2 protein-coding genes and 1 pseudogene are annotated in these 5,364 nt (G+C 40.9%); all 3 read left to right on the forward strand.

All coding sequences use genetic code 11. The features are described 5' to 3' along the window. Positions 1-121: 121 nt before the first annotated feature. Positions 122-1,819 (forward strand): energy-dependent translational throttle protein EttA, encoded by a 1,698-nt coding sequence (gene ettA / locus BACCELL_RS18850; RefSeq protein WP_007213599.1) that lies wholly within the window; start codon positions 122-124, stop codon positions 1,817-1,819. Between the two features lie 237 nt (positions 1,820-2,056). Beyond that, entirely contained in the window at positions 2,057-4,774 is a 2,718-nt protein-coding gene (locus BACCELL_RS18855) for a TonB-dependent receptor (RefSeq protein WP_007213600.1), read from the forward strand. Positions 4,775-4,793: 19 nt separating this feature from the next. After that, a pseudogene (locus tag BACCELL_RS26945) lies at positions 4,794-5,364 on the forward strand (hypothetical protein); the annotation flags it as partial.

Raw genomic sequence — 5,364 nt, forward strand, 5'->3', positions numbered from 1 at the left:
CGCAAAGATAGAGACAATTTTTGAAAATGCAAAAGAATATCTCTTTTTTTGTTATCTTTGCCCAATATTCATCGGATGGGAATAGCATATACATTATTAATATAATACACTTAAAAACTTTATGGCAACAGTTGACGATAAAAAGATTATCTTTTCTATGGTAGGGCTGAACAAGACCATTCAGCAGAACAATAAGCAGGTGCTGAAGAACATCTACCTTTCGTTCTTTTATGGTGCAAAGATTGGCATCATCGGTCTGAATGGCTCCGGTAAATCTACCTTGCTGAAGATTATCGCCGGGTTGGACAAGTCTTATCAGGGCGAAGTGGTGTTTTCACCGGGTTACTCAGTGGGCTATCTGGCTCAGGAACCTTACCTGGATCCTACGAAAACCGTAAAAGAAATTGTGATGGAAGGTGTACAACCCATTGTGGATGCACTCGCTGAGTACGAAGAGATTAACCAGAAATTCGGCCTGCCGGAGTATTACGAGGATGCCGACAAGATGGATAAGCTTTTTGTCCGTCAGGGAGAACTTCAGGATATCATCGATGCAACTGATGCCTGGAATCTCGACAGTAAACTGGAACGCGCTATGGATGCCCTCCGTTGTCCGCCCGAAGACGCAACTGTAGACCATCTTTCGGGAGGTGAGCGTCGCCGTGTGGCACTTTGCCGCTTGCTGTTGCAGAAGCCCGATGTGCTGTTGCTGGACGAACCTACCAACCACCTTGACGCTGAATCCATCGATTGGTTGGAACAACATTTGCAGCAATACGAGGGTACGGTGATTGCCGTAACCCACGACCGTTACTTCCTCGACCATGTGGCAGGCTGGATTCTTGAACTCGACCGTGGCGAAGGTATCCCCTGGAAAGGTAACTATTCCAGCTGGTTGGAACAGAAGACCAAGCGCATGGAAATGGAAGAGAAAACCGCCAGCAAGCGCCGCAAGACATTGGAACGTGAGTTGGAGTGGGTGCGTATGGCTCCTAAAGCACGTCAGGCGAAAGGTAAGGCACGTTTGAATTCTTACGATAAATTGATGAATGAAGATATCAAGGAGAAAGAAGAGAAACTTGAAATCTTTATCCCTAATGGTCCGCGTCTTGGAAATAAGGTTATCGAAGCGAAACACGTGGCAAAAGCTTATGGCGACAAACTTCTGTTCGATGATCTCAACTTCATGCTTCCGCCTAACGGCATTGTGGGTGTAATCGGGCCTAACGGTGCGGGTAAAACAACACTGTTCCGATTGATCATGGGGCTGGAAACAGTAGATAAAGGTGAGTTTGAGGTAGGAGAGACCGTAAAGGTAGCTTATGTCGACCAGCAACACAGCGATATCGACCCGAACAAGAGCGTGTACCAGGTTATTTCCGGTGGTACGGAACTGATTCGTATGGGTGGACGTGATATCAATGCACGTGCCTATTTGTCACGTTTCAACTTCTCAGGTGGAGATCAGGAGAAGCTTTGCGGTGTACTTTCGGGTGGTGAACGTAACCGTCTGCACCTTGCTATGGCTCTGAAAGAAGAGGGCAACGTGCTGTTGCTGGACGAACCTACCAATGACATCGACGTGAATACGCTTCGCGCACTCGAAGAAGGTCTTGAAGACTTTGCAGGATGTGCCGTAATTATCAGTCACGACCGTTGGTTCCTCGACCGTATTTGCACTCATATACTTGCATTCGAAGGTGATTCCAATGTCTTCTATTTCGAAGGTTCTTATTCGGAATATGAGGAAAATAAACAGAAACGTTTAGGGAAAGAAGAACCTACCCGTGTACGTTATAGAAAGCTGATGAATGACTGATAACAGTAAGAATCTGATAGCATAACTAATATTTTTATGACAAATAGAAAGCCCTGCAAAAAACTTGTAGGGCTTTTTTGTTATAAAAAGTTTCAATAACTCCTATATACCCTGAAATTTTGTAGCAGAAATGTAATACAAATCTAAATCTTATTAATTATATTTGCGTCTTAAAACAGTATTTAATACTTAATTAACATTCGTAATTAACACATTTAATTAACAAAAAACAGAAGTATGAAAAAACATCTAATTCATTTCCTGTTGGTGGCTGTGCTGTCTATATGCAGTGCTGCGGCATTTGCCCAGACTACAGTGAAAGGTCAGCTTGTTGACTCAGAAACAGGAGAACCGTTAGTGGGCGCTGCTGTTATGGTAGAAGGCACTTCACAAGGAACTGTGACTGACATTGATGGTTATTTTAAGCAAGGTGTTGCTCAAGGTGGAACATTGGTGTTCAAGTATGTAGGTTTTAAAGACCTCAAGAAGAAAATAACACAGAAGGGCGCTTCTGTTGATTTGGGAGTTATCAAGATGGATCCGGATGCTGTGATGCTGGCGGACGTTACAATTACTTCGTCGGTGGCTGTGGCTCGTAAGACTCCTGTTGCTGTTTCTACGGTAGATCCTGTATTTATTGAAGATAGATTGGGTTCACAGGAATTCCCTGAAATTTTAAAATCTACTCCGGGTATCTATACTACTAAAGATGGTGGTGGTTACGGCGACGCTAAGACTACTGTTCGTGGCTTTAAGAGTGAGAATGTAGCTATGATGGTCAATGGTGTACCAATGAATGGTATGGAGAATAATAAAGTCTATTGGTCTAATTGGTCAGGTTTGTCAGATGTAACTCGTAGCATGCAAGTACAACGCGGTTTAGGTGCTTCTAAAGTGTCTTCACCCGCTGTTGGTGGTTCTATTAATATCATTACTAAGAGTACAGAAGCTCAAAAAGGTGGTTTTGTTTCTTACGGTATGGGTAACGATGGTTATAACAAAATCTTGTTTGGTGTTTCATCCGGTTTGTCAAAAGACGGATGGGCATTTACTTTGTTAGGAGGTAAAACTTGGGGTGATGGTTATGTTCAGGGAACTGAGTTTGAAGGATATACTTGGTTTGCCAGCATTGCTAAGCGTTTTAATGAAAATCATCAGTTGACTTTGACGGCTTTTGGTTCTCCACAGTGGCACAATCAGCGTAATAATCAGAATGGACTGAGCATTAAAGAATGGCAACGTGTGAAAAAATATATGGGAGATGACAGTCCTTATAAATATAACCCTACTTTCGGTTATGACAAGAACGGCCAAGTACGTAATTCTTCCAGAAATGAATATCATAAACCTCAGATTTCATTGAACCATTTGTGGCAGATTGATCAAAAGTCAAGCTTGAGTACCGCTCTCTATGTTTCTATTGGGCGTGGTAATGGATACAGCGGTACTGGTGACAAGACGAATCGTAGCGGTTGGTATGGTGCTACAAACGGTTTGGTCAACAATACCTATCGCAATGCGGATGGTACATTTGCCTATGATCAGGTTCAGGATTTGAACGAACAAAGTACTACAGGTTCTAAAATGATTATGGCAAAGAGTATGAATAATCATATGTGGTATGGATTGCTTTCTACATATACTACTAAGTTCGGAGAATATTTCGATTTTTATGGTGGTATTGACCTTCGTTACTATAAAGGGCTACATCAGAATATTATTACTGACCTTTATAATGGCGCATATTTTGTTGATCCCAACCGTTCTGATATCAAGGCAGATAACAATCCGTTGGCTAATGATCCAAACTATGTAAACCAGAAGTTAGGTGTAGGTGATGTGATTTATCGCGATTATGATGGTTTCGTTATGTCAGAAGGTGTATTTGCACAGTTGGAATATAATCGTGATAAGCTTAGTGCATTCGTGTCGGGTGGAGCATCCAATACAGGTTATTGGCGCTATGACCGTCTTTATTATAGCAAAGATAAAGCTAAATCAGATACTAAAAATTATTTAGGTGGAAACATTAAGGGAGGTGTGAACTATAATCTTACCGAAAATCATAATGTGTTTGTTAATGCAGGTTTTATCAGTCGTGCTCCTATGTTCGACACTTCATTTATTAATTCGCAAAACTCACATGCACGTAATGGTGATGCTAAGAATGAGAAGATTATGTCATTTGAAGCTGGATATGGTTATCGTAGTCGTTTCTTTACTGCTAATCTGAACGCATATTATACTCGTTGGATAGATAAAGCTCTGTATGATTCGGATACTATGGAGTATAAAGTTGATGATGTAAATGTAACTGACCGTTATACATTAAATATGACCGGTGCAAATGCAGATCACTGGGGTATTGAATTGGACTTTATAGCTAAACCATTCAAGTGGATTGATGTTACTGGTATGTTCTCATGGGGTGATTGGCGTTGGAATGGTACTGCTACCGGTTACTATTTTAACTCAGCTGGACAGATAATGACAGATTTCAAAGGCGGTATTATTGAAGATATGGCAAATGCTGGAGATTATAGAGCGAACATCAAGATGGATAATGTACATGTAGGTGGTTCTGCTCAAACTACTGCTGCTTTGGGAGTTAATGTTCGTCCGTTAAAAGACTTGCGTATTTCTCTTGACTGGAATTTCTTTGCACGCAATTATGCTGATTATGATATTGATACCAGCAATACTGGTTTAGGTAAGGAAATCGTGATAGGTAATCCATGGGAAATACCTTCTTATAGCACATTTGATTTAAGTGCAGGTTATTCTTTCGACTTTGGTAAAGTACGTGCTACATTGAGTGGAAATATTAATAACCTCTTTAACCAGGAATATATTGCTGATGCACGTGATGGAGCGAATCATGATTGGGAAAGTGCAACACGCGTATTCTACGGTTTTGGACGTACATATAATGTCAGACTGAAATTCAATTTCTAAACCTTTAAGAATTGTAATTATGAATAAAAAGTTAATATATAGCTTATGCGCGGCTACGTTACTTGTTACGAGTTGCGATTATAATGAAGACAACTTCCCTGGGTTCGATAATAATCCCGTGACAGATGTTGTGTACTATGAAGGAGAATATACCGGTAAATATCCGGCTGAGGGTTATTTCAGCCTGACTCAAGGAGATGAAGAAACAGGTAAGGCTGTTATTGAAACCGCTTTGGTCAGTTTGTTGGAAACTACCTATCCGTATTGCGATAAGGGGTCTTCAGCTAAACTTACAGTTAAGGTGGCCACTATTGTTCCAGGGTTAGTAGAGCCGGAATTGGCTGATAGTTATGAACTACAGAGTGCTGACTATGATGCTATGGGTACTGAAAAAGATGAACCGGGACAGTATGACAACTTTTCTTATAAAATGGATGTTAATGCTTATTTAACGGTATTTTGTAAATCGAAGTATCCTAATGCAGCTGATGGAGATGTGGTGAAAATTACCTATCAGTATTATTCAAACTACGTGACTTCTACCCTTTCTAAACTTTATAAGAAAAGTGCTGGTGAATGGGCGGAATTCA

The organism is Bacteroides cellulosilyticus DSM 14838, from assembly GCF_000158035.1.
Classification (GTDB): Bacteria; Bacteroidota; Bacteroidia; order Bacteroidales; family Bacteroidaceae; genus Bacteroides; species Bacteroides cellulosilyticus.